The organism is Campylobacter sp. W0066.1 (assembly GCF_024723635.1).
Classification (GTDB): domain Bacteria; phylum Campylobacterota; class Campylobacteria; order Campylobacterales; family Campylobacteraceae; genus Campylobacter_D; species Campylobacter_D lari_C.
Genome location: NZ_JANQCW010000003.1, coordinates 64387 through 87102 on the forward strand (window position 1 = coordinate 64387; position 22716 = coordinate 87102).

The window sequence follows — 22716 nt, forward strand, 5'->3', positions numbered from 1 at the left end:
TTTTATTGAAATAATACTAAAAAAAAGGTAAAAACTGCTTAAAACTTACTGCGAACTTGCATTTTGATCTAAATTTTTTAAAAGTAATGTTAAATCCGAAGCTTTTTTAGGTTCCATTTTTGCCATAATAGATGAAATTTTTCTAGGATCTAGCGAAAGTAGAATTTTTGAAGCTTCATCAGGCTCCATTTCGCTTAATATACCTGCCACAGCCACATCTTTCATCTTAGCATAGATTTCTGTAATACGTCCCATAGTTTTATCATTAATAACTTGAAGATTTTGCTTAGTTGCTTCTAATATACGCTCATTTTGTTCTTTTAAGCTTTTGATTTGCTCTAAACTTGCATTAATATCAGCTTCTTTTTGCATTAAAGCTTGCATTTTTTCTTTTTGTAAAGCTTCAAAAGATGCTCTATAAGCCTCCAAGCTTTGTCTTGCTTCATCATATTCTCTAATTTGTTCTTGCATTTGTTCTTTTCTTGCTTCAAAATACTGCTCACAATTTTGCTGTGCATTTACAAAATTTAAAAAAATCAATAAATATATTATTTTTTTCATTATTTATCCTTATTAAAATGTCTTGTTATAGCAAGTTCATCTATAAATTTTTCTTCTTCTTTTTGCAAGGCTTTTTGGATTTTTTTTAATTCTTCATTTTCTAAAACTTTAATTTTTTCAAATTCTAAATGAGCTTTTTTATATAAGTGCTGATGGTGCGCTAATTCTTTTTTAGTTAAATCCAATTTTTGCTTAACTCTTTGCTTACCTTCTCTTGCAATTTCTTGCATTTTTAAAGACGATCTTAACAAAGTTATAGAGCCCTTATCGGCTAAAGTTAAGCTTTCGCAAGTTTTTGAAGCTTCTTTAAGCTCTTCTTCACACTGCAAAAGCTTTTGTCTTGTTTTAGTTAAATTTGCTTCTGCTTTATCAAGCTGTTGTTTTCTAAGCTTAATTACAGAAGAATATTTGCTTTTCATAAAATGATAGTATCTTCTCTTTCAGGACTTGTAGAGATATAACCTACTTTAACACCACTTAATTCTTCTAAACGTTTAATGTATTTTTTAGCATTTTCAGGCAATAAATCATAATCCCTAATCCCTGCAACTTTATCCCAGCCTTCCATTACTTCATAAATAGGTTTAGCATTTTCTAAATCACAAGGCACATAGTCTATTTCTTGTCCCTTATACTCATAAGCTTTACAAATTTTAACACTTTCAAAACCATCTAACACATCAAGTTTCATTAATGATAAAGTATCTAAGCCATTTAATCTTGCAGTATATCTTACCGCAACCGCATCAAACCAACCACATCTTCTTTTTCTACCTGTACTTACACCGATTTCTTTACCAATAAGTCCTATTTTTTCACCATCTTCACCTAAATCTTCACTTGGAAAAGCTCCATTTCCCACTCTTGTTGTATAAGCTTTTACTATACCTATAACTTTTCCAATTTCTTTTGGATTTAATCCCAAACCACTTAAAGCTCCAGCTGAAATAGTCGTTGAGCTAGTAACATAAGGATAAGTTCCATGGTCAATATCAAGCATTGATCCTTGCGCACCTTCTAACAATACTTTTTTATCCTCATCTAAAGCTTTCCAAAGCATTCTTGTAGTATCTGTGATATATGGTGCTAAAACTTCTTTAAAGCGTTTTAAATCTTTTAAAATTTCATCATAACTAGGCATTGCAATACCTAAAGCATCAAAATAAGTTTTTTTAAGTTCAAAATCTTTCATTAAATTTTCACAAAGTTTTTCAGGCTCTAGCAACTCCCCTACTCTATGTCCATTACGACTTATTTTATCTTCATAACTTGGTCCTATACCTTTGCCTGTTGTACCTATAGCTTTATCGCCTTTAAGTCTTTCTCTTGCTTGATCAATCAAAGCATGGTGGTTTAAATTTAAATGAGCCCTATCACTTATAAACAATCTTCCTTCTAAATTTTCAAATTGAGCCATTTCGCTAATTAATACATCAGGATTAACCACAACCCCATTTCCTATAACATTAATACATTGCTTATTTAAAACGCCTGATGGCATTAAATGTAAAGCATATCTTATACCATCAACCCATATAGTGTGACCTGCATTATGTCCACCTGCACTCCTGCAAACATAATCATAATTTTCACATAGTTTATCAACTATCTTACCCTTACCCTCATCACCCCATTGGATACCAACGACAATATCTGCTTTACTCATAAAAAACTCCATTTTGACTTAAATTTGGCGAGAAGGTGAGAGAATCGAACTCCCCAAAAAGTAGTCAACTACCCTTTCATCTGATTTGAAGTCAGTGGCCATCACCAGATAAGCTAACCTTCCAAAAATTATATTATATCTTATAAATTTATATATTAGAATAAAATAATTAGTAAATATATATTTTTACAAAAATGAAAAATAATTATACTTATAAAGCAAAAATTAAAAAATATTTCATATAATTAATAAAAAATAATATAATTTTTTCAATTATGTTATTATAATTTTAAACATATAAAGGAGAATACATGAAAATCATAAAAAAGAGTATTTTCTTTTTACTTTTATTTACCACTCTTTTAAATGCAGAAAATAACGGTTTTTTCATAGGTGGAGGAATTTCTAGCACAGGAAACAAAGATACAACAAGCATTATCGGAGAAAAATATAAAGATAACTCACAAGATATTGTTTTTAATCTAATTGTGGGATATAAATATTTCTACACCCCTCAACTTGGCGCTAGAATTTATTTTAATCACGAAGCAAGTTCAATAGACTATGGAGTGGTAACTCAAGCTAAAGAAGCAGGTTGGAATGAATATACGATTAATTTAGATACTTTATATAATTTTACCTCAAATGAAACAAATATAGGTGTTTATGGTGGTTTATTTGCAGGTTATACTGATTGGGATTTTGTAAATTCTACAAATATAGAGAAAAAAGGATTCATTAGTGGAATTAATTTTGGTACAAGAGCAAATTTTACAATCATCATAGTATAGAATTGGGTGCTAAAATTCCTTTTATAAGAAGTTCTATTTCAGATTGCAAAGAAAATATTTTTCACACAAGCACAAAAACTCAAAGAATATATAGCACACAATTAAAATATATCTATAGTTTTTAAAGGTAATTCTTACAAAGAATTACCCACAAAAAAACTTTAAAGATGTTTTAACATTGTTTCATAAGCTGCTTTAGTTCCTGGGCGCACTTTAGTTACTAAACTCACTAAAACAATCACAACAGATGCAGCTAAAAATCCTGGGATGATTTCATAAATAGGAAAATTAAGCCACTCAGCCAAGAAATTTTTATATGCTACAACTACAACTGCACCTGTAATCATACCTGCAATAGCAGCATATCTAGTCATTTTTGACCAAAATAATGAAAAGAGCATTACAGAACCAAAACTTGCTCCAAACCCTGCCCAAGCATAAGCTACTATGCTTAATACGCTTGAGTTTTTATCAGTAGAAATAACAAAAGCTATCACGGCCACTGCTAAAACACCAAATCTACCTAAAGTCATTACCATTTTATTAGATGCTTCTTTATTGAAAATTCTTTTATAAAAATCTTCTGCTATAGTCGAACTTGAAACAAGCAATTGTGAACTTGCTGTACTCATAATAGCTGCTAAAATAGCACTTAATAAAATACCTGCTATCCAAGGATTAAAAAGTAATTGTGACATTACGATAAAAATCTTTTCAGGATCTTGTAAACTAAGTTCAAATTTACTCACATAAGCTATACCTAAAACACCTATCAAACAAGCACCAATTAAAGATATAACCATCCAAGAAATTCCTACAAAAGTAGCAGTTGGGATGTCTTTAGTTGAGCGTATAGACATAAAACGTACCAAAATATGTGGTTGACCAAAATACCCAAGCCCCCAAGAAAGAGCTGAAACTATACCTAAAAAGCTTAATCCTTCTCCCATAGAAAAAGTATTTGGCTTAATTTCTTTGACTATATTAACAGCTTCACTAAAGCCACCCAAATGATAAATCATCACTATAGGCACGATAATCAAGGCACTCATCATTAATAAACCCTGAATCAAATCCGTCCAACAAACTGCCTTATATCCACCCAAAAATGTATAAGCAACTATAATCACAGTTCCTGTAGTTAAAGCATAATCATATTGAATTCCAAAAGTTGCTTCAAAAAGTTTTGCTCCACCTACAAGTCCTGAAGAAACATAAAAAGTAAAGAAAATCAAGATAACAATAGCACAAACCACTCTTAATATATGCTTATCATCATCAAACCTTGTCTCAAAATAATCAGGTATGGTAATAGAATTTGCAATCACACTAGTATAAATTCTAAGTCTTTTTGCTATAAAAGCCCAGTTTAAAAACGCTCCTATACTAAGACCTATTGCAATATAACTTTCAGCTAAACCACTTACATATAAAGCTCCTGGCAAGCCCATTAAAAGCCAACCGCTCATATCAGAAGCTCCAGCACTAAGTGCTGAAACCACCGGCCCCATAGAACGACCACCTAAAAAATAATCCTCTGAATTTTTATTTTGTTTATAAAAATAAAATCCGATAAAAAGCATTAATGCTGAATATGCGACAAACATTATCGCAATTTGAGTATTAATGTGTACAACCTCCATTTATTCTCCTTTTTTTATTTTAAAGCACGAATGCCTAAATTTCCATAACGATGGAAAGATATACTTAAAGCTTTTTCATTATAATATAAAAGCAACTCAAAACGTCCATTCATTAAAGGCTTAGCATTAGCAATGATTTTTGCGCAACTTGCTGCCTTTATGAAAATTTCATCATTAACATCTAATGGAGCAAAATAACGAATTCTTTCATAATCAGCTATTTTGCTAATGAAATTTTCTTTACTTTCTTTAAGGAATAAAGTTTTTGAACTAATTTTTTGATTAATCTTTTGTACAAGATCTATTTTTTCATGCTCATCATAACTTAAAATAAGATCAATATTTAGCACACTAGCTGCTAAAATAACTCCTAAAATATCTTTTAAGCTATCATCTTTATGCACTCTATAAGCGATATTTTTAACCTTTGTATAAGAAAAAAGATTATCCTCGCCTCTTATATTGACATAATCTTTCACACTTGCAAATTCATGTTTTGCATGATAAGCATAGCTTCTTGCCATAGCTTTAATGACTTCAAAATCGGCTTTATCTTTTTCATTTAAATCTAAGCTTAAAGCATTTAAATTTGATACTAATTCATTATCTAAGACATTTTGATCAGCTTGACTTTGCTCTATATCTAAAAATTGGGTAATGTAATTATAAATTCCTACCTTTCTACCAAAGCCAATGGCTGATTTTTTAATACCACCAAAAGGTTGTCTAAGAACTATAGCTCCTGTTGTTGGTTTATTAATATAAATATTTCCTGCCTCTATGTGAGTATGGAAGTATTCCCATTCTCTTTCATCTAAACTTTCAAATCCTGCTGTAAGTCCATAACCTGTAGAATTTACTATATCAATAGCTTCTTTTAAATCTTTTGCTTTCATTACAGTTAAGATTGGTGCAAAAAGCTCATTCATGTGTGTAAAATCACCTTTTTTAGTACCATATTTAATCCCTGGAGTTAGAAGATAAGGATTATCATCTACAAATTTAGGTTTTAAAGCCCAACTTTCATATGGAGCTAACTCATCTAATGCTTTTTGCAGTTTTACATCTGGTTTATCTGCTAAAGCTCCAAGTTTATTTTTAAATACAAATGGATTTCCAACCGCCATGGAACTAGCAGCATCTACCAAAGTCTTTTTGAACTCTTCATCATTATAAACTTCTTCTTCTAAAACTAGTAAAGAAGTAGCAGAGCATTTTTGACCTGAATTTGAAAATGCCGAATGAATGATATTTTTAATCGCACTATCACGATCAGCAAATTTAGAAACAATAGTTGCATTTTTACCGCCTGTTTCAGCGCTTAAAAGTAAGGTTGGATTAGCTTTGAGCATTGCATAAGCAGTTTCTTCCCCACCAGTTAATACTGAAAATTTCACGCTTTGATCAACAAGCAAGTATTTTGATATATCACTACCTTTAGCAGGTAAGAAAATCAAAGCATCTTTTGGAATTCCTGCATCCCAAAAACATTTACAAAGCATATAGCCTGTTAGCATGGATAAAGATGATGGCTTATATATTACTTTATTACCTGCAGCCAAAGGTGCTGCTATGGTTCCTACTGAAATACCTACTGGAAAATTCCATGGCGCAATCACTACGCCTATGCCTTTTGCCTTAAAAGTTGTATTTGGATTTTGCTCTTTTAGTTTTTCCAAAGAATGTGGGTAAAATTCTAAAAAGTCTATAGCCTCACTAACTTCAGGATCAATTTCTAAGAAAGTTTTTCCTACCTCTAAAGCTGCTATACCTATTAAATCTCCTCTACGATCTCTAACAAGTTGAGCAGTTTTTGCTAAAATTTTATAAATTTCATCATGACTTAAATCGCTAAAATTCGAGCTCTTAGCTACATCTAAAGCGTATTTAATCTCTTTTTGACCTGCTAAATGTGCTTTACCTATAGTACGATTTTTGATTTTATCTTTAACTTCTACTACTTGTAAATTTTCATTTTTAATTTCTTCTTTTGCAACCGGATAGACATCATAATTTTCTAAATTTTCATATTTAGCTCTTACACCCTTAGCCCATTCTCTATTTGCTTTTAAGATAAAATCTGTATCAGGTTCGTTTTTAAATTCTTTACTCTCATAAGAACTAATAGCCTTTGTTTCATTATTTCTATCCTGGGTTCTATGAGTAGAATTATCCAAACTAGCAACGCCTTCTAAGGATTTTATAAACAATTCTTTTTGCATCTGCCAATTTTTATCATTGATTTTAAGATTGAAAAAATATCTCATGAAATTATCTTCACTAGTATTTTCATCAAGTCTTCTTACTAAGTATGCAATAGCATTGTTAAAATGTGCTTCATCGCAAACTGGTGCATAAAGTATAAGATCATGCATTTTAGAAAGCTCATAAGAGCATTGCAAACTCATACCCTCAAGCATTTCAAAAGTAAAAGATGATAAAGCTCCAGCTTGTGAAATTCTAGTATAAGCATAAGCAATTTCAAATAAATTATGACTTGCAATACCTACATTAATATATTTATGATTATCTCCCTCTAAGACAAAATCAAGCATTTTTTTATAATTGCTATCGGTGTCAATTTTTTTATAAAAAGTAGGTAGAGCCCAACCTCTTTGTGAGGCTATAGTTTCTTCACTTTCCATATTCGCTCCTTTAACAAAGCGAATTTTTATAGGCTTCATACCTTTTAAAACTCTTTCTTTTGAAAAAGCAAAAAGTTTTTTCAAATACTCATAAGAATCAGGTAAATAAGCTTGCAAAACAATACCTGCTTTAATATCATATTTTGCAACACTTTCCATAAAAGCTTCAACGGTTAATTCTAAATCTCTAAATTCTTCCATGTCAAGATTGATAAATTTAGACACACCTTGCTTTTTTTCTTCCTCTAAAGCAAGAGCATATAATTTATCCAATCTTTTTACCACCTCATCTTTAGAGTATTCAAAATCAATAATATTGATTTGGGAAAAAATGGTAGTAATTTTAATAGAAATATAAGTAATATAGCTTGTTTTTAATGCTTCTTCGTATTTTTTCATCCTATAAGCACTTTCAGCCTCGCCCAAGACCTCTTCGCCGATTAAATTTACATTTAAAGTGATTTTATCTTCATCTTTTCTTTTGCGCATATGAGGCTCTAAAACACTAGGATTTGCATCTAAAACCATAGCTTTTGTATCTTCTCTTAAATGCTTAATGAAAAATGGCACACTAAGAGTTGGTGCAAATTTTCCAAAATTTAAAAATGAAAAAAGTAAAAATTTTTCAAAAGCACTAAAAAAATCAGCTATACCATATTTGTTTAAAGTATACTCTATAAGCTCAAAACTCGCACTTTTATCTTTACATCTAAAAGAGCGATCTAAAAGCTCAATTAACATTACTTTATTTTTAGGATTATTTAAAAGTTTTTGCATTTTGGCATGAAATTCTTTTTCGCTTTGAGAGATATTACTTTCTATCTTTCTTTGTAATTCTTCAGCTAATTGCAAAGCTTTTTGTATCATTTTTTCCTCCACTTTAATAGTTAATATGTATTTATGATACAAAAATTGCAACGAAAATCAACATATATTTATTTGTAATTTATTTTTTTATGTAAAAAAGTAACAAATATAAACATATATTTTTAATTGTAAATAAAATATTAGCACAATAATAAATAATTATGAGTATTTCTTACACATCTAGCAATAATCTTTGCTTCAATATTATGATCTTTCAAAATTTTTAAAGCTTCAACTGCTTCATTTTCACTCATACTAGCTAAAAGTCCACCTGAAGTTTGAGGATCAAAATACACTATATCTTCATCTTTTTCATTTAAATTATCAACCCAAATTTTTAAACTATCTTTATTTTTATAAGCTCCTGCTGGGATAATCCCTATATTAGCCATTGACAAAACTCCATCCATTAAAGGAATTTCATTTTTATATACTTCTATCATAAGCTCTTTATTTAACATTTCTTTTAAATGTCCCAAAAGGCCAAAACCTGTCACATCACTTAAAGCACTAAGACTTTTAAATCTCTTTAAAATACGACTTGCATAAAGATTTAAAAAACTCATTTGTTCTACTGCTTTTAAAATCTTTGCTTTTTCTAGCAAACCAGCCTTGATAGCAGTACTAATAATACCACTACCTATAGGCTTAGTAAGTAAAATCACATCACCATCTTTTGCGCTATTATTAGCTATAAATTTCTTAGGATGAACTACGCCTGTTACACTAAGCCCAAAAATAAATTCATCATTTTCTATAGTATGCCCACCTACTAGCACAGCACCAGCTTCTTCAACCTTAACTCTAGCACCTTCTAACACTTCAAGTAAAATTTCATTATTAAAATGACAAGTATCAAAACCTACAATATTTAAAGCATTGATCACCTCAGCACCCATAGCAAATACATCACTTAAAGCATTTGCAGCAGCTATAGCGCCAAAATGATACGCACTATCAACCACGGGTGTAATAAAATCAAGAGTTTGCACCAAAGCTAAATCTTCATTTAGCTTATAAACACTTGCATCTTCATTATTATTAATACCACTTAAAATGTTTTCATGCGGTTTTAAAATGCCAAGAATTTTGTCAAGACCCACCGAGTCTAATTTGGCAGCTCAACCCGCAGCTTTTACATATTGGGTTAGTTTTTGATCTTTATATATCATAAAGAAATAATCTTTGCCTTTCCAAAAAGTTCATTTAAAATTTCATAAGCATTGCCTATTTTACCTATTTTAAGTTCTTTGCTTTTGCCAAAAAATTCCAAACATGCCCCGCAACTATAAATTTCAACTCCTAAATTTTCAAGTTCTTTCATAGCCTCAAAAGCAATATGAGAGCAATCAGTATTCATCAAAACACTATCATTAACACAAAGGATTTTTACAGGTTTATTAGGTAAATCTTTTAGAGTTTTTAAAAAACCTAGCATTAAATTTTTTCCAAGTTCTCCCTCGCCCACTCTATCGCGTTTTAAAAATAACACATTGTATTCTTGTAAATTTTTTTCTTGAGTTTGAGCTATATTGCCATCTTTTATAATGCTAATAATACTCTCATCATCTAAATCTTTAACGCTAAATTCCAAATTTAAAGATTTTAAAAATCTCATTACATTTTCTTTAGAAGCTTGAGAATTTAAAAGAATTTCTAAATTTTCATTTTCTTTTAACTCTTCTAAGGCTTTTTTTGTTTCTATCACAGGACGTGGACAAGCTAAATCTCTACAATCAATTTTCATTTTTTACCTTTTTTATTTAATGATATATTGTTATAACTTGTATTCAAATTAAGTTTTGTTTTTTTCTTGATTTTTCTTAAAAAATAATTCTTTAAAGCGTTTATTGGTATATTCTTCTACATCTTGTTGTAAAATTTTAAAATTTTGAATTAATTCATAAGCTCTTGGAGTAAGTTTGCTACCAGCTTCACTTCCTCTTCCTTTTTTAGCAATGAGCAATTCTTCTTTCATATTTTTTTCTAAATCTTGTATATAAAGCCATGCTTTTTTATAATTAATCCCTAGTTGTTTAGCCGCTTGGGAAATACTTCCACATTCTCCTACTAATTCTAAAATATCTGTTTTACCTTTACCAAAAAGCAATTCTCCTTCAGGATTTTCTACCCAAATTTTACTTTTTACATGAAATTTTTTACCCTTTTTTTCTTCAAAACAACCAAGTTCACAGTATTTAACATCAATTTTATAAGTTTTAAGTGTAGCTCTCATATCAGCCATATTAAAGTTTTTAGCACATTCTAAAGCATCTTTACATGATATGCGACGCTTAGAATCTAATTTTGCTTCCAATTTTTCTAAAATTTCACTTTTTGCTATATTTTTGTTTAACTTGCCAAATTGACCTAACTCACAATCTGAAATTTTTACACCTAATTCTTTTATAGCAGTTTGAAAATCTTCTTTAGAATATTGTTTTAAAAGTTCTAGTGCTTTTTTACAAGTAAGTTTATTATTTTCATCAAGATTTTTTTGAATTTGTAAAATTAGCTCTTCCATGAATTAACCTTGGATTATAAGTAGTAAAAAAGGGTGCTTGTAAACACCCTTTGAATTATTTTACATCAAGTCCTAAATTTTGACCCTTGAGTAAAACTCTTTTTCTATACATTGCACTAACTTCAGCTGCATCACCAACCAAAAGTGCATTTGTAGAACAAACCGCAGCACACATAGGCACTTTACCTTCTGCGATACGATTTTGTCCATAAAGCTCTCTTTCTTCATGAGAGTTAGTAGGCTCAGGACCACCTGCACACATAGTACATTTGTCCATTTCACCCTTAATACCAAAAGCACCATCTCTTGGAAATTGTGGAGCACCAAAAGGACATGCATAAAGACAATACCCACAACCTATACAAGTTTTTTTATCATGTAAAACAATACCATCAGCTCTAATATAAAAGCATTTTACAGGACAAACTTGCTCACACGGAGCATCTGTACAGTGTTGGCAAGCAAGAGTTGTTGAAAACTCTTTGCCTTCTATACCTTCATTTAAAGTGATTACTTTTCTTCTATTAATTCCTACTGGCACTTCGTGCGCACTTGAACAAGCTACTTGACAAGCAAAGCAAGAAATACAGCGATTATTATCTACATAAAATTTCATTCTAGCCATAACTTACCCCTTAAGCCTTTTCAAGTCTGCAAAGTCCTGCATTAAACTCAGAAATTTGCGTATTTATATCAAAACCATAGTTAGTAACCGTGTTAGAACTTTCCCCTATAGTATAAGGTTTAGTACCTTCAGGATAATTATAACTTAAATCCACACCTTGCATAATACCTGCAAAATTATAAGGCAAGCAAATTCTATCTGGCGTAACTGAATGATTATGCACACATTTTACTTTAATCTTAGTGCCTTGTGGTGAATGAATCCACATCATATCACCATCATTTATACCATATTTTAAAGCAAGTTCAGGGTGCACATTAGCAAACATCTCAGGTGTGATTGCAGCAAGATATTTACTAGTTCTCTCAAGCATACCCGCACCGCTTAAATTTACTAAGCGCATACTTGAAATAATAGTTGGAAACTCTTTACTCCAATCTGTTTTTTGTTGCTCGCTAATAAATTTACTCTCAACCCTAAAGTTTTTCTCTTGATCACCCCAAGTAGGATATTTTTTAACCAAATCCCAACGAGGCGAGTGAATAGGCTCTCTATGCAACGGAATAGGATCAGCAAATTCCCAAACTTTCATTCTCGCTCTTGCATTACCTAAACAACAAGCACTTTTTTCTCTACATTTTTCTAAGATTATACCTGAAATATCTGTGCTCCAGCTAGCACCCATTAATTCTTTTTCTTTATCGCTTAGTTTGATATTAAATACTTTTTCGATATTTTCTTTAGTAATTTGTGGGTAGCCACCTTTAACTTTACATCCTTTTGGAGTAAAAGTTTCATCTGCTAATTGAGAATGCCCATCATGCTCTAAACCAAAGCGATTTCTAAAGCCCATACCACCTTCTTCATAAGGAATATCTGTGTTCCACATGATAGAAGTGCCTGGGTGTTGTTTATCCCAACAAGGCCAAGGTAAACCATAATATTCGCCTTTAACTTCACCACCAATACCTCTTTGAGTATCAGGATCAAAATGTTCCCAATTTTGCTGGTGTTTTCTTAGACGCTCAGCTGAAATACCTCTTAAGCCTATACTTAAAAGACCATTACTCATTTCTCTTGTGGCATCATCAGGCCATATGAAATTATCATCATTATCATCTCTTGTTTGTACAAGTTTATGATCTTTTAATTCCATTTTCATACCACGAGTGTATTCTTTATAAAAACCAAATTTTTTAGCAAAAGCAAACATAATCTCTTGATCTTCTTTACTTTCATAAATTGGTTTTACTACTTGAGAACGCCATTGCATAGCACGGTTAGTCGCTGTTACATAACCTTCTGTTTCAAATTGGGTTGAAGCAGGAATAATATAAATACCATCTGGACGATCTGCTAAAACTGCTACTTCATTTACAAAAGGCTCAGCAATTACGATCATATCAAGTTTTTTAAGTGCTTCTTGAATTTTTACCGTATGTGCCATAGAAGTAATACCTGTTCCTTGCACCCAAAGTACGCGGATAGGTGAGTTTGAATAAGTTTTTTCTTCATGTAAAACACCTTGCCACCATTTTGCTAGTGAAAAGCCTTTTTCATGCATCCATTCTTTAGAATAAAATCTTGAATTTAAATACTCTCTCTCAACATTCCATACATTAGAAAAATGATTCCAAGCATTATCATCAAGTCCATAATAAGCTGGTAAAGTATCAGCCAAACAACCCATATCAGTAGCACCTTGAACATTATCATGACCTCTGATGATATTTGTTCCTGCGCCTGGTTTGCCTATATTACCAAGAACAAGTTGCAAGATAGCTAGGATTCTTGTATTAGAGCTACCTACTGAGTGTTGAGTAATACCTAAAGCCCAAAATAGCGTAGCAGGTTTAATTGTAGCTAACATTCTTGTGATTTTTTCAAGTTGAGCAGCCGGAACACCTGTTACATCTTCTACAACTTCAGGAGTCCATTTAGCAGCCTCTGCTTTTATTTCTTCAACCCCATAAGTTCTAGTTTTGATTAATTCTTTATCTTCCCAACCGTTTTTGAAGATTAAATGAAGCATACCATAAACTAAAGCTATATCTGTACCTGGACGAATTCTCACATATTCATCAGCATGCACTGCAGTTTTTGTAAATACAGGATCTACAACTACTAATTTAGCATTATTACGATCTTTTGCTTGCAATAAGTGTTTAAATCCAATAGGATTAGCCACAGCAGTATTTGCACCAAAAATAATCATCATTTTTGAATGTTTAGTCACATCACCAAAATGATTTGTCATAGCGCCATAACCCCATGTATTCGCCACACCGGCGACTGTTGCGCTGTGTCAAATTCTAGCAACGTGGTCTATATTATTAGTACCCCAAAATGCTGCAAATTTTCTAAAATAATAAGCTTGTTGGTTATTAAATTTAGCTGAACCTAAGAACATAACGCTATCAGGTCCATTTTCTTTACGGATTTCAAGCATTTTATCGCCAATTTCGTTGATAGCTTGTTCCCAAGTTAAACGTACCCATTTGCCATTTTCTTTTTTCATAGGATATTTAATACGCTGTTTTGATTTGGTAAGATCGATTTGATCTATCCCTTTACAGCAGTGTGATCCTTGAGAAATAGGATGTTCTATAGCGTTTTCTTGACGCACCCAAACTCCATCTTGTACTTCTGCTTTAATTCCACAGCCTGCACTACAGATACTACAGATTGTTCTAACAATCTTAGAATCTGGATAAGGATTTGCTACTTCTTGTTCACTTGCATCTCTAATAGCTTTGTTTTCACTACCAAAAGCCGCGCTTCCAAGACCAGCAATACCAGCAAGCTTAAGAAAATTTCTTCTTGCTAATGCCATCTTCTTCCTTTCTTAATTAATAAGCTATTTTGTAGTATTTTTCCCAATGCATAGTTTTTTTATAAAGCACTTCTTTTTTAGTACTTTTTCCTAAAACTACGGTATTTTGCTCTTGGTAGTCATCTTTAGCTAAAGCATTTACACTTGCTCCAGCTACTACCCCTAAAGCACCAATTTTCAAAGATTTTTTTAAAAAATCCCTTCTTTGATTGGCCTCCATGTTCTCTCCTTTGAAATAAAAGTAAAGAATAACTATAAATACTTATTTTCAAAGTATTTACGCACTTAACAGAGTAAATTTTGCATATTTTCACTTAAGATTTTATTTAATTTCTATTTTCATAAAAAGATGATTTTGATAATATGTATTTTGGTAACAAAATACATATTAATTTTTATAATTTGCTAAGTTCTTCTATATTTGTTTTACTAAATTTAGTAGGAAGTCTTGGTTCGTAAGGAAGTCTTTGTAAAGCTTCATCTGCTACGCTTTTGCCTTCTTTTCTTATAGGTGCTTGTACTTCTAAATAAGCCCTTTCGTTTGCAAAAAAGACTTTCATAATATTAGCAATAGCAATATAAAAATTTGAGTTTTTGTGAATTTGCAATTTTTCTATAAACTCATCTATTACAGGGTTTATCACAAAACGAAATAATTGCTGTGCAACTTTTAAATCATGCTCAATAATACTTGCCATAAAAGCAAACAAAAAACCAAATTCATCTTCACTTTGTCTGCAATCTTCTTTTTTTCTAAATTTGGTTTTTCTAATGATTTCACAAGCTTGAAGCTTCATTTTACCATCATCTCTACCCTCATCATAAAAAGAAGCACTAATAGGCACATTCACATAAGAAAAATCAAAAAACACCGCATTTTGTTCTTCTTTAAAACTTGTAAAATCACATGCACTAAGTTTTTCAAAATCAGGTTTCAAACTATCATCTAAAGGACTTTGAGCTAAAACTAAAACTTGCTCATGCCAAATTTTAAACTCATTTTCATCAATAAAATTAAAAGCTTTTGAAAAAAATTCATAAAAATATTTACGCGAAAGATCAATATCTTGTATCATTAATTTTCCTTGTTATTTTTATTTGATTATAACAAGGAAAATTTAAAAAAATCAAGTGAGATTTTAAAATTTTGTTTTAGAATCGTAAGTAAATGATGGATTGATTTGTTTTTTATCGCTTAATTCTTTATACCAATAAGAATGTAAAATATAAACTTCCTCTTCTTCTTTGTAACCACTAATCATAGAGTGGATACTTCCTTTAATAGCAAATACAGCCATATAAATATGAATAGCAAAAAATACTGCACATAAAATACCCAAAATATTATGGATGATAGCTGAAGCTCTTAAAATATCTATATGAGAAATTCCAAAAATAGACTGTAAAGAAGTAGAATTAAAATCAAGGAAAAACATAAACGCACCGGTGATTATCATCAAAAAGCCACCAAAAACAGCTATATAATACCAAGATTTTTGACCAAAATTAAACTTACCCGCAGGCACAGGTTTTTTCTCTTTGCTTAAATATCCACCTACTATCATCATCCATCTTAAATCATAACTTGCAGGAAGCATTCTTTTAATCCAACACAAAAGCATAGGAATAATAGAAATGATAAATAAAATAGTAGCAATGCCATGTAAGTTTTTACACATTCTTACAAAGAATCCACCACCAAAATAAGATCCAAAAATCATAATAAGTCCGGTTGGCACAAGGATAATCCAAGAAATTGCCGCTACAAAATGAAACAATCTTTCAAATACTGAAAAGGCATAAATTTTCTTACCATCATGAGAAAATTTCTTTGGACCTATGACCATATAGTGCAATGCAAAAGCTGAAATAACCACTATAAGTATAATCAAAACAGCACTTGCAATATACTCACCTTGTAGTTTAGTCCACAAAGCACCAAAATTTTGATAACTTTCTATATTCATCACTCTTTGCGCATCCCAAATTTGAGTATTTTTAACTTCAAAATTTTCTTGAGCAAATAGAAAGTTAAAACAGGCTAAAAGAGCTAGTATAACCCTATGCATAAATTACTCCTAAACATTACACGCTAGAAAAAGCTTAGCGTTGTAGTTTTGTTAATTTTCAGTTTCCATTTTTATTTTAAAAAAAGTTTTATTTAAAAAACATAAATTTGCAAAAAACTACAAAAAAACTCAATTTTTAGTTTCTTTTTGAATAATTTTCATAGCCAAATTCTCTTACCATAGATAAATTTTCATTCTTATCTAAGAACATTAAATTTGGAAGTCTTACTCCGTTAAAAGTGGTGTTTTTAACTATAGAATAATGAATTTGATCTAAAAATACTATTTTTTGTCCTATTTTTAACTCTTGATTAAAAGCATACTCACCCATGATATCTCCTGCTAGGCAAGTATTGCCACCAAGCAAATAAGCAAATTCATTTTCTTTTAACTCGCTATATTTTTCCCCATCACGACTTGATAAAATTCTAGCATTTAAAACCTCGCTTGTATAAGGCATGATGATAGTATCTGGCATATGAGCTTCGCTTGAAGTATCTAAAATAGCTATTTTTTTCTCATTTTCTACTATGTCTATTACACTTGCAACTAAAGTCCCACACTGCCAACCTATAGCCTCGCCTGGCTCAAGATACACTTGCACTCCATATTTATCGCTAAATTTTTTACAAAGATCAATTAGTTTTTGCGTGTCATAGCCTTCTTTTGTAATATGATGACCCCCGCCAAAATTAACCCATTTCATATTTTTAATAAATTTTGAAAATTTAGCTTCAAAAGCATTTAACACAAGCTCTAAAGAATGCGCACTTTCTTCACATAAAGCATGAAAATGAAGCCCACTTAAGGCACTTAAATCTTCATTTTCAAAATCAATCGCACGAATTCCTAATCTTGAAAATCTACCACAAGGATTATAAAGTTCTTTTGGAGCCACTGAAAGCTCTGGATTACAACGCAAACCAAGAGACTTTTTACTTGCTTTGTCTTTAAATTTTTTAAACTGATTAAAAGAGTTAAATACTATATGATGTGAAAGATCTATGATTTCATCTATTTCATCTTCTTTAAAAGCAGGTGAAAAAGTATGAATTTCTTTATCCATATATTCTTTTGCAAATTTAGCTTCCCAAAGCCCACTACAAGTACAGCCTGATAGATACTCACCCACTATATCCATAGCACCTGAAAAAGCAAAACCCTTTAACGCAAGCAAAACTTTTGCTCCACTTTGCTCACTTACTTTAGCCAAAAGTTCACAATTTTTTCTAAGTTTATCTTCTTCTAAAATATAAGCAGGGGTTTGAAAGTCTTTATCTAGATGATTTTTAATTAGCATTATTTATCCTTAATTTTTGATTTAAAACCACTTGTATAACAAATCATATTAAAATTATATCTTGTTTTTATAATTTACAATCATTAATCAAATAATAGTTATAATCAAAATCCAAATCAAAATTAATTTAGGAGTAAAAATTTAATGGACAGAAGGTTATTTTTAAAATTTAATGCTTTAGGTTTAGCAAGTATTAGCAGTGCTTATGCAATGGGAGATCATTCTCATCACAATATGCACTCAAAACATACACAAAAAGAAGTAAAAGAAATCGATACTTCTTTTATCAAACTAGAAAATCCAAACATTAAACTACTCGATGAAAAAAACTTTCCTAGCGGACAAACATTAGCAAATTTAAAACTTCTAAAAAACACAAGTACAAAGAAAAATTTCTTTAGATCAAGTATAGAAATCAAAGAAAGTCAAATAGAACTTGTTAAAGGTAAAAAAACAAAATGTTTTACTTACAATGGCTCTATACCTGGACCTAAAATAGAAGTTTATGAAGGTGACACTGTAGAAATTTTAGTAAAAAATAGTTTAAAAGAGCCAACTACAATCCACTGGCATGGACTTGACATACCACCTGAACAAGATGGCAACCCACACGATCCTATCATGCCTGGTAGAGAAAGAATTTATCGCTTTAAACTTGGAGAAAATTCAGCAGGAACTTACTGGTATCATCCGCACCCACACTACACCACAGCAAAGCAAGTTTATAAAGGCTTAGCAGGGGTATTTGTAGTAAAAGCTAAAAAAGATGCGTTATCGCACTTACAAGAGCAAGATTGGGTGATTAGTGATTTGCGTTTAGATGAAAATGCACAAATTCCTGATAATAATTTATTTGACTGGCTCAATGGTAGAGAAGGAAATTTAGTTCTTATCAATGGACAATTAAAGCCAAAAATAACGCTTGACAAAGCTCAAAGAATTCGTATTTATAATTTTTGTGCGGCAAGATATTTAAATTTACGCATTAAAGGTGCTAAATTTATTTTAGTAGGAACTGATGGAGGGCTTATAGAAAAAGGCGTTGAATTAGATGAGTTATTTTTAAGTCCTACTTCAAGAGTAGAAGTGCTAATCAAAGCAAGTAAGGGTGATTTTAAACTTGAAAGCATTTATTATGACCGCGATAAAATGCTTGTTAAAGAAGAACCTTACACTCTTATGTTAGCTGATCTTAAAGTAGAAAAAACTATAGAAAACATACCTGAAAAACTACGCGAATTTCCACCTTTAAAAGAAGCTACAAGCTTTAAAGAAGTAATTATGAGTGAAGATCATATGCAAATGCATGGTATGAGTAAAAAAAGTGAAGAAGAAATCAAAAAAAGCCTTGCTTCTATGTTTTTAATCAATGGTAAAACATTTGATATGAATAGAACGGATTTAACCTCAAAATTAAATGAAGTAGAAGAATGGGTAGTAAAAAACAAATCACATATGGATCATCCTTTCCATATACACGGAACACAATTTGAACTCATTTCTTCTAAATTTAAGGGTAAAATAACAAAAGCAAAATTCAGAGCATTGCAAGATACGATTAATGTAAGACCTGGGGAAGAATTAAGACTTAGAATGAGTCAAAAATTTACTGGTATTAGAATGTTTCACTGCCATATTTTAGAGCATGAAGATCTTGGAATGATGGGAATTTTAGAAATAAAAGAATAAAGGTAAAAAAAATGGTAAAAGTCGAATTTCTAGGGCCAATTAACAAAGAAAGCTTAGAATTAAATGTAAGTAATCTTAAAGAATTAAAAGCAATTTTAGGGCAAGATGAAAGCTTAAAAGAATGGCTTGAGCTTTGTGCGGTTGCTTTAAATGATGAAATGGTTTTTGATGATGAAACCACCTTAAAAGATGGGGATAAAATATGCTTATTACCACCGGTTTGTGGAGGATGAGTTATGTTTGAATTACATCAAGGAGCCTTAGAAATTCCTAGCATTTACGCTAGATGGTATGAATATGCTAAAGATAAAAACTGCGGAGCTTTGATCACATTTTGTGGTATAGTGAGGGCTGAAGATGAGATTGAGGCTTTGAGTTTTGATATATATGAGCCTTTATTAAAAACTTGGTTTGAAAAATGGTGTCAAAAACTTGCAAATGAAAATGTAAGCTTGATGTTTGCTCACTCTATCGGCGAGGTTAAGGTGCATGAAAGTTCTTATTTTGCTGGGGTTTTAAGCAAGCAAAGAAAATTAGGACTTAAGCTAATTAATGATTTTGTAGAAGATTTTAAAGCAAGTGCACCTATATGGAAATATGATATCATTAATGGCGAAAAAATTTATGCCAAAGAACGCTCTTTGAAACTTCAAGGAACAGGAATTTTAAGCACTAAGGACTAAAATGCTAACTTCTTATAGCCAAAGTTTAGACATACTTCATTCACACATACAAGCATATGAAAAGATAGAAAACATTGCTTTAACACAATGCTTAGATAGAATTTTAGCCATAGATATCAAAGCTTCTACTAATAGCCCTCAATTTCCCACTGCTTCTATGGATGGCTATGCGATCAAATTTAGCGAGCAAGATGAGGCTTTGTCTATTATAGGTGAAGTGCCTGCTGGAGTTTTTCCAAGCTTTAAAATACAAAATAAAGAATGTGTTAAAACCTTTACAGGTTCTTTAATGAGTGAGGGTTGTGATACCTTAGTGCCTGTGGAAAAAGTAGAAGTTAAAGAAGGTGTGATTTACATCAAAGAAAAAGTTCCTCAAGGTTTTGCTGTAAGAAAGGTGGGCGAGAGCTACACCAAAGGTGAAATTTTACTCACAAAAGGTGTAAAACTAGGTTATAGCGAGATAGCACTTTTAGCCGAGCTTGGACACTTTCACATTAGTGTTTTTGCTAAACCTATCATAGGCGTGCTAAGTAGTGGAAGTGAGATCAAAGACTTAGGCGAAAGCTTAGAGCACCCTGCACAAATTCGCTCATCAAACCATGTAGCCATAGCTAATATGGCAAAAAAACTTGGTGCTGAAGCTAGAATTTTCCCACTTTTAAAAGATGATATGCAAAAAACTCCAAGTGTTTTAAAACAAGCACTTAATGCGTGTGATATTTTAGTTACCACTGGTGGAGTTTCCATGGGGGATTTTGACTTTTTAAAGCAAGCTGTTAAAGAGTATGAAATCATCATAGACAAAGTCGATGTAAAACCTGGCAAACACATCAAAATAGCCAAATTTGAAGATAAATACATCTTTGCCCTGCCGGGTTTTCCGTACTCGGCTATGGTGATGTTTAATTTATACGTAAGAGAACTTTTAAATGCTTGGCTTTTACAAGAAAAAGACTATGTATTTAAAGCATTTGCAAATACTGACTATAAGAAAAAAAGTCCGCATTTAGAATTTGTAGCATGTAATGTAGAATTTAAAGATGGAAAAATTTATGCCAATTTAAAAGGCAAAAAACAAGGCTCAAGTGCTATCATCAACAACCTTAACCACAAAGCCGCACTTATGATAGCACATGATGATATAAAAGAAAATGATTTAGTGGATATTGTTTTAATGCCTTAGTTTTTACATAAGTATTTTTTCATATCAAAATGCATTATTTTGGTATCATTTTTTAAATACAATGGATGTCTTGGGTTATTAGTTTTTGTAACCCCCAAACACAACCATTTTCTTGTTTTATTAAATTTATCTTGAGTAAAAATATCCTTTAATAGCACATGTAAATATTCTCTTATATTAATTAAATTTCCCCAACAAGCCAAAATATCCGCATTTTTATATTCACATAAAATGTGATTTATATACTCTAAATTTTTGTTATGTATATCAACATTATATCCATAAGGAAGTTTATTTGGATTAGTTGAAATTTCTGGATAAATATTCAACATTACAAAGCTTTCATAATTATTAAATTTAATTATATTTTCTAATTTTTTTATGGTTCGATCAGCTTTTTTATCAGTTGCAATACTAGGATTGATTCCTATGCATAGTAAAATACTATTTGATTTCTTTCCTAAAACATATCTACACTTTTCATCATATACATATATATCATAATTTTTCATGCATAACCTTAATTTAATATACTAAACTATCAAAAAATTTCTTTTCTAAAAAGTCCTAAAAGTTTTGTATTAATGTAATAATTATTTCTACCTATTTTAACACATTCCAAAACCCCTAATTTTTCACAAATTTTAAGATATTTTGAAGCACTCTGTCTTGAAATATCTAGTTTTTTTATTAAAAAATCTATTTTTGTATAAGGGTGAGAAAACAAAAGTTCTACAAAATCTTTACTATAAAAATTTGTTTTATTTTGCAAAATATCGCTTACATCGTTCATCATTTTTTCTATTATAATAATAGTTTCAATTGTCTTTATAGCAGTTTGCTCTACACCTTTTAGTATATATTCTACCCATTCTAAAATAGCATCTTCATCGCGTACTTTTTGCAAAAGAGAATAATATTCATCTTTATTTTTAACTATATAAGCACTTAAATATAAAATAGGCAAATCCAAAAGCCCTTTATATACTAAATAAAGTATATTTATAATCCTACCTGTTCTACCATTTCCATCATAAAAAGGATGTATGCTTTCAAATTGATAATGTATAATTGCCATTTTTACTAAAAAATCAAGTTCATCTAGAGTATCATCGTTAATGTATTGCTCTAAATTTTTCATAAGCTCTTGTATATCATCAAAATTTTGTGGTGGTATATGCTTAATTTCACCTGTAATAGGATTTTTAAGCATGGTTCCGCTTTGTTTTCTAAAACCTGCATTATTTCCTTCTAACCTTTTTTGAATTTCTAAAATATGAGCATTTCTTAATAATTGCTCTTTTTTTAAAAGCTCATATCCTTTTTTTAAAGCATTTTCATAGTCTTTTACTTCTTTTGTTGCCCTTGTGAGTTTCTTTTCATCAATTTTAGATAAAAAAAGCTCATCATGAGTAGTAATAATATTTTCTATCTCACTTGAATCTTTAGCTTCTTGCAAAATTAAAGCATTGATTAAAATATTTGGGTTTGGAATGCTTTTACTAAGTCCATTTAATTCAGCTAATTTTCTTGAAGCTTTGATGATAAGGTTATAAATATTTGCGTTTAATTTTATATCTAAAGGTAGTTTTGGCGGTATAAACTCTTTCATGTTTTTTCCATATGTTAAAATTTAT

General features: G+C 30.8%; 22 protein-coding genes and 1 tRNA gene. 6 read left to right on the plus strand and 17 right to left on the minus strand.

Features of this window, described 5'->3' with window-relative positions; genetic code table 11:
* Positions 1-45: 45 nt before the first annotated feature.
* The 4 genes from CAMP18497_RS01800 to CAMP18497_RS01815 all read right to left on the minus strand — a co-directional run bounded on the left by CAMP18497_RS01800 (position 46) and on the right by CAMP18497_RS01815 (position 2350).
* Positions 46-564: a MotE family protein gene (locus CAMP18497_RS01800; protein ID WP_337212323.1), complete on the minus strand. Its 519-nt coding sequence runs from the start codon at positions 562-564 to the stop codon at positions 46-48.
* Positions 561-980 carry a flagellar FliJ family protein gene (locus tag CAMP18497_RS01805; RefSeq protein WP_263674775.1) on the minus strand — a complete coding sequence of 140 codons (420 nt, stop codon included), beginning with the start codon at positions 978-980 and terminating at the stop codon, positions 561-563. Before CAMP18497_RS01805 ends, CAMP18497_RS01800 begins: the two co-directional genes overlap by 4 nt.
* Entirely contained in the window at positions 977-2227 is a 1251-nt protein-coding gene (locus CAMP18497_RS01810; protein ID WP_039617620.1) for an adenylosuccinate synthase, read from the minus strand. The genes CAMP18497_RS01805 and CAMP18497_RS01810 overlap by 4 nt, the downstream gene beginning before the upstream one ends.
* Before the next feature lie 25 nt (positions 2228-2252).
* A tRNA-Sec gene (locus CAMP18497_RS01815) sits at positions 2253-2350 on the minus strand.
* A 188-nt stretch (positions 2351-2538) separates the two neighbouring features.
* On the opposite strand from CAMP18497_RS01815, the gene CAMP18497_RS01820 reads away from it, so the two are divergent.
* The gene (locus CAMP18497_RS01820; RefSeq protein WP_263677058.1) at positions 2539-3018 is read left to right on the plus strand and encodes an outer membrane beta-barrel protein; all 480 of its coding nucleotides are present in this window, start codon (positions 2539-2541) and stop codon (positions 3016-3018) included.
* Between the two features lie 2 nt (positions 3019-3020).
* On the plus strand, positions 3021-3143 hold the full coding sequence (locus CAMP18497_RS08290) for a hypothetical protein (protein WP_412175260.1): 123 nt from the start codon (positions 3021-3023) through the stop codon (positions 3141-3143).
* A gap of 36 nt (positions 3144-3179) precedes the next feature.
* Here the strand turns inward: CAMP18497_RS08290 and putP are convergent, their stop codons facing one another.
* The 11 genes from putP to nspC all read right to left on the minus strand — a co-directional run bounded on the left by putP (position 3180) and on the right by nspC (position 17524).
* Positions 3180-4661, minus strand: a complete 1482-nt coding sequence (putP, locus tag CAMP18497_RS01825; RefSeq protein ID WP_263677060.1) for a sodium/proline symporter PutP — start codon at positions 4659-4661, stop codon at positions 3180-3182.
* Positions 4662-4675: 14 nt separating this feature from the next.
* Positions 4676-8173: a bifunctional proline dehydrogenase/L-glutamate gamma-semialdehyde dehydrogenase gene (locus CAMP18497_RS01830; protein WP_337212271.1), complete on the minus strand. Its 3498-nt coding sequence runs from the start codon at positions 8171-8173 to the stop codon at positions 4676-4678.
* 140 nt (positions 8174-8313) lie between these two features.
* A complete protein-coding gene (selD, locus tag CAMP18497_RS01835; protein WP_263677062.1) occupies positions 8314-9345 on the minus strand; it encodes a selenide, water dikinase SelD in 1032 nt (343 codons plus the stop codon).
* The gene (yedF, locus tag CAMP18497_RS01840; protein WP_263677063.1) at positions 9342-9920 is read right to left on the minus strand and encodes a sulfurtransferase-like selenium metabolism protein YedF; all 579 of its coding nucleotides are present in this window, start codon (positions 9918-9920) and stop codon (positions 9342-9344) included. The genes selD and yedF overlap by 4 nt, the downstream gene beginning before the upstream one ends.
* A gap of 48 nt (positions 9921-9968) precedes the next feature.
* Positions 9969-10697 carry a winged helix-turn-helix domain-containing protein gene (locus tag CAMP18497_RS01845; protein WP_337212273.1) on the minus strand — a complete coding sequence of 243 codons (729 nt, stop codon included), beginning with the start codon at positions 10695-10697 and terminating at the stop codon, positions 9969-9971.
* Between the two features lie 55 nt (positions 10698-10752).
* Positions 10753-11322 (minus strand): formate dehydrogenase FDH3 subunit beta, encoded by a 570-nt coding sequence (gene fdh3B, locus CAMP18497_RS01850; protein ID WP_039617607.1) that lies wholly within the window; start codon positions 11320-11322, stop codon positions 10753-10755.
* A gap of 10 nt (positions 11323-11332) precedes the next feature.
* On the minus strand, positions 11333-14155 hold the full coding sequence (locus CAMP18497_RS01855) for a formate dehydrogenase subunit alpha (RefSeq protein WP_337212274.1): 2823 nt from the start codon (positions 14153-14155) through the stop codon (positions 11333-11335).
* Positions 14156-14171: 16 nt separating this feature from the next.
* Positions 14172-14375, minus strand: a complete 204-nt coding sequence (locus CAMP18497_RS01860) for a twin-arginine translocation signal domain-containing protein (protein ID WP_012661099.1) — start codon at positions 14373-14375, stop codon at positions 14172-14174.
* A 175-nt stretch (positions 14376-14550) separates the two neighbouring features.
* Positions 14551-15231 carry a TorD/DmsD family molecular chaperone gene (locus tag CAMP18497_RS01865; protein ID WP_337212276.1) on the minus strand — a complete coding sequence of 227 codons (681 nt, stop codon included), beginning with the start codon at positions 15229-15231 and terminating at the stop codon, positions 14551-14553.
* A gap of 63 nt (positions 15232-15294) precedes the next feature.
* The gene (locus CAMP18497_RS01870; RefSeq protein WP_115645114.1) at positions 15295-16224 is read right to left on the minus strand and encodes a formate dehydrogenase subunit gamma; all 930 of its coding nucleotides are present in this window, start codon (positions 16222-16224) and stop codon (positions 15295-15297) included.
* A 136-nt stretch (positions 16225-16360) separates the two neighbouring features.
* Positions 16361-17524 carry a carboxynorspermidine decarboxylase gene (gene nspC, locus CAMP18497_RS01875; RefSeq protein ID WP_337212278.1) on the minus strand — a complete coding sequence of 388 codons (1164 nt, stop codon included), beginning with the start codon at positions 17522-17524 and terminating at the stop codon, positions 16361-16363.
* A gap of 144 nt (positions 17525-17668) precedes the next feature.
* On the opposite strand from nspC, the gene CAMP18497_RS01880 reads away from it, so the two are divergent.
* Genes CAMP18497_RS01880 through CAMP18497_RS01895 form a run of 4 tightly spaced genes read left to right on the plus strand, consistent with a single transcriptional unit; the run spans position 17669 to position 21079 of the window.
* Positions 17669-19213 carry a multicopper oxidase family protein gene (locus tag CAMP18497_RS01880; protein WP_337212280.1) on the plus strand — a complete coding sequence of 515 codons (1545 nt, stop codon included), beginning with the start codon at positions 17669-17671 and terminating at the stop codon, positions 19211-19213.
* An 11-nt stretch (positions 19214-19224) separates the two neighbouring features.
* The gene (locus CAMP18497_RS01885; protein ID WP_039617593.1) at positions 19225-19446 is read left to right on the plus strand and encodes a molybdopterin synthase, small subunit; all 222 of its coding nucleotides are present in this window, start codon (positions 19225-19227) and stop codon (positions 19444-19446) included.
* A gap of 3 nt (positions 19447-19449) precedes the next feature.
* Entirely contained in the window at positions 19450-19896 is a 447-nt protein-coding gene (locus CAMP18497_RS01890) for a molybdopterin synthase catalytic subunit (protein ID WP_337212282.1), read from the plus strand.
* Position 19897: 1 nt separating this feature from the next.
* On the plus strand, positions 19898-21079 hold the full coding sequence (locus CAMP18497_RS01895) for a molybdopterin molybdotransferase MoeA (RefSeq protein ID WP_337212284.1): 1182 nt from the start codon (positions 19898-19900) through the stop codon (positions 21077-21079).
* Here CAMP18497_RS01895 and CAMP18497_RS01900 read toward each other — a convergent pair.
* Both CAMP18497_RS01900 and CAMP18497_RS01905 read right to left on the minus strand, forming a co-directional pair.
* Positions 21076-21591: a DUF1643 domain-containing protein gene (locus CAMP18497_RS01900; RefSeq protein WP_052243067.1), complete on the minus strand. Its 516-nt coding sequence runs from the start codon at positions 21589-21591 to the stop codon at positions 21076-21078. The genes CAMP18497_RS01895 and CAMP18497_RS01900 overlap by 4 nt on opposite strands.
* Positions 21592-21620: 29 nt before the next feature.
* A complete protein-coding gene (locus tag CAMP18497_RS01905) occupies positions 21621-22691 on the minus strand; it encodes a Fic family protein (RefSeq protein ID WP_337212288.1) in 1071 nt (356 codons plus the stop codon).
* Positions 22692-22716 lie beyond the last annotated feature (25 nt).

Excerpts from the sequence above, each read along its gene's own strand:
- CAMP18497_RS01845 (WP_337212273.1), bottom strand. The coding sequence starts at position 10,697 with ATGGAAGAGCTAATTTTACAAATTCAAAAAAATCTTGATGAAAATAAT.
- nspC (WP_337212278.1), bottom strand. The coding sequence starts at position 17,524 with ATGCTAATTAAAAATCATCTAGATAAAGACTTTCAAACCCCTGCTTAT.
- CAMP18497_RS01820 (WP_263677058.1), top strand. The coding sequence starts at position 2,539 with ATGAAAATCATAAAAAAGAGTATTTTCTTTTTACTTTTATTTACCACT.
- putP (WP_263677060.1), bottom strand. The coding sequence starts at position 4,661 with ATGGAGGTTGTACACATTAATACTCAAATTGCGATAATGTTTGTCGCA.
- CAMP18497_RS01870 (WP_115645114.1), bottom strand. The coding sequence starts at position 16,224 with ATGCATAGGGTTATACTAGCTCTTTTAGCCTGTTTTAACTTTCTATTT.
- CAMP18497_RS01885 (WP_039617593.1), top strand. The coding sequence starts at position 19,225 with ATGGTAAAAGTCGAATTTCTAGGGCCAATTAACAAAGAAAGCTTAGAA.
- fdh3B (WP_039617607.1), bottom strand. The coding sequence starts at position 11,322 with ATGGCTAGAATGAAATTTTATGTAGATAATAATCGCTGTATTTCTTGC.
- yedF (WP_263677063.1), bottom strand. The coding sequence starts at position 9,920 with ATGAAAATTGATTGTAGAGATTTAGCTTGTCCACGTCCTGTGATAGAA.
- CAMP18497_RS01830 (WP_337212271.1), bottom strand. The coding sequence starts at position 8,173 with ATGATACAAAAAGCTTTGCAATTAGCTGAAGAATTACAAAGAAAGATA.
- CAMP18497_RS01890 (WP_337212282.1), top strand. The coding sequence starts at position 19,450 with ATGTTTGAATTACATCAAGGAGCCTTAGAAATTCCTAGCATTTACGCT.
- CAMP18497_RS01805 (WP_263674775.1), bottom strand. The coding sequence starts at position 980 with ATGAAAAGCAAATATTCTTCTGTAATTAAGCTTAGAAAACAACAGCTT.
- CAMP18497_RS01865 (WP_337212276.1), bottom strand. The coding sequence starts at position 15,231 with ATGATACAAGATATTGATCTTTCGCGTAAATATTTTTATGAATTTTTT.
- CAMP18497_RS01900 (WP_052243067.1), bottom strand. The coding sequence starts at position 21,591 with ATGAAAAATTATGATATATATGTATATGATGAAAAGTGTAGATATGTT.
- CAMP18497_RS01860 (WP_012661099.1), bottom strand. The coding sequence starts at position 14,375 with ATGGAGGCCAATCAAAGAAGGGATTTTTTAAAAAAATCTTTGAAAATT.
- CAMP18497_RS01810 (WP_039617620.1), bottom strand. The coding sequence starts at position 2,227 with ATGAGTAAAGCAGATATTGTCGTTGGTATCCAATGGGGTGATGAGGGT.
- CAMP18497_RS01905 (WP_337212288.1), bottom strand. The coding sequence starts at position 22,691 with ATGAAAGAGTTTATACCGCCAAAACTACCTTTAGATATAAAATTAAAC.
- CAMP18497_RS01880 (WP_337212280.1), top strand. The coding sequence starts at position 17,669 with ATGGACAGAAGGTTATTTTTAAAATTTAATGCTTTAGGTTTAGCAAGT.
- CAMP18497_RS01895 (WP_337212284.1), top strand. The coding sequence starts at position 19,898 with ATGCTAACTTCTTATAGCCAAAGTTTAGACATACTTCATTCACACATA.